The 1939-nt window shown below is 62.1% G+C and carries 1 protein-coding gene; it reads right to left on the reverse strand.

Translation table 11 applies throughout. The features are described 5' to 3' along the window. Nucleotides 1-633: 633 nt before the first annotated feature. Nucleotides 634-1939: glycoside hydrolase family 32 protein (locus AC1DEY_RS23055; protein ID WP_476870026.1), on the reverse strand; the 1306-nt coding region annotated here is incomplete at its 5' end.

Genomic DNA, 1939 nt, shown 5'->3' on the forward strand with positions numbered 1-1939 from the left:
TTGTGAGCGACGTGATTGCGATCCTGCCCAACACGCGTGCAGGGCCGCGCATCCGCTTGTTTCCGACAACGGTCATCTGGGCGGGCGCCACGTCCTGGGCGAACACCCGGACGCCCCCGGCGAAGACTGGCACCTTCCCAACGACCCGAAACCCGCAGCACCCAAGAACTGGTTGACGATATATACCGTCAAGCCTGACAGCAGCACACCAAGCTTCGCTCCGTCCCGGCACTGCTCCTGCTCGCCATGGCACTCACCAACCCCGTCGTGTGTGAACTCCTCCAAATGAGCGCACTGCTCTGGGGCTTTCCCTTGCCGTCTCTCAGCCGGCCTGCCAGGTTTGGATCCGGTACCGCGTCCCGTTGGCCGCCGTGCATGGCGGGTCCCCTTTGAATCTTTCGGTAGCCGTGCTACCAGAAACCATGCGTAGATTCTTCGGGGATTGGTCTCCTACGGGGAGGGCTGGCGCCCCCAGTCCTCTGTTGTGTCAGCTGACCGGCTGAAGCCAGGTCAGCACTGAGATGTCTCGGCCGCCGGGGTATGGACGAACTGAAGGGATTGAGCCCGGTGCAATACCGGGCGCAATCCCTTCAGTTCCAGCTCCTTGGGGAGCCCGTCAGGCGGCGGGTGGAGTCACTTCTTTTCAGCCAGGAACGTTGCCTTTTCAAGCGGTGTCACGGTGAGTGATTTGAGCTGGGCGGTACCGCCTTCTGCGAAGAGGGCCATCTTGTCGGCTCCGGCGTTGGGGAATACCTGGTCGGTGATGGTCCGCAGACCGTTCTGGGCGAACACCTCTACTGAGGAGCGGTCGAGGTAGATCCGCATGGTGATGTTGCCGTCCTTGTCCAGGGTGACGGGGGCGGCCTCGATGGAAGCGAAGGCCGGGTGGAACGCGTTGTTGCCGGAGTCGGTGCGGTCAACGAAGAGCTTCCCGGTCGTGGCGTCGTAGCCGATGACGGTGGATGCGGCTCCATCGCCCAGTACGGTGATGCCGGATTTCTTGGCCGTGCCCGGCGCGAAGGCGATGTCGACTCGTTGGACCTGGCCCGATGCTGAAGCCGACAACTGGTGTGTCCCGGCGGGAATCGGTCCGCCCTTCTTATCCTGATAGGAGACTTTCCCGCCCAACTGTTCCACTTGCTTTACAGCGCTTTGGGTGAGGCGGGGGCCGTCAGGGGTCGTGGTCAGCTTGACCTCGCGGGGAAGTGCCATGGCACTGCGCCAGGGGCTGGTGGGGATGTCGTTGGCGTAGTCCCAGTTGTTCATCCAGCCCAGCATGACCCGTTTGTTATCGGGCATGTTGCCGAAGGAAACGCTGGCGTAGTAGTCGCGGCCGTAGTCCAGCCAGTCATAGGACTCCAAGGCCGACTGTGCCGGTTTCGAGGAGAGCATGAACTCGTCCGCGAGGATGTGGCCCCAACCGAATCGGTTATTGTCGACGATTTTGATTTGTGCCTGATGGCCGACGAATTCTTTGACATTCCATGACGCCCAGTCGAGCGTTTCACTGTCGTTTCCGGTGGCCGTGCGGACCACCTCCCCGTTGACCACCAGGTTCACGGTTTCTTCATCGGACCTGGGAACAGCGGCGGTGTCGGTGAGCATGACGTGGTCGAGGGTCAGGTGTCCCCACCCGCCGGTTGCCTGGTCGACGACCCGCAACTGTGCATTCTGTCCCGCGAACTCCGAGACGTCCCAGCCTTTCCAGTTCATGACTCCGGAATTGTCTCCCGCGAGGGAGCGGACCACCTTGCCGTTGATGAGCAACTGGGCGGCCAGGGTCTGTCCGGAGTCCGCGGAGCGGTTGCCGCCGCCGACCAGCATGCTCATGAAATTCTTGGTGATGGGGAATTCCGGTGATGTCAGGGTGCCCTGCCGGTCATCGCCCGGCGTGGTGCCGGTTTCGAAGGTGTTGATCCGTTTGGCCCCGAGGTAGAAG

The sequence above is a fragment of the Arthrobacter sp. 05T47 genome, assembly GCF_056395825.1.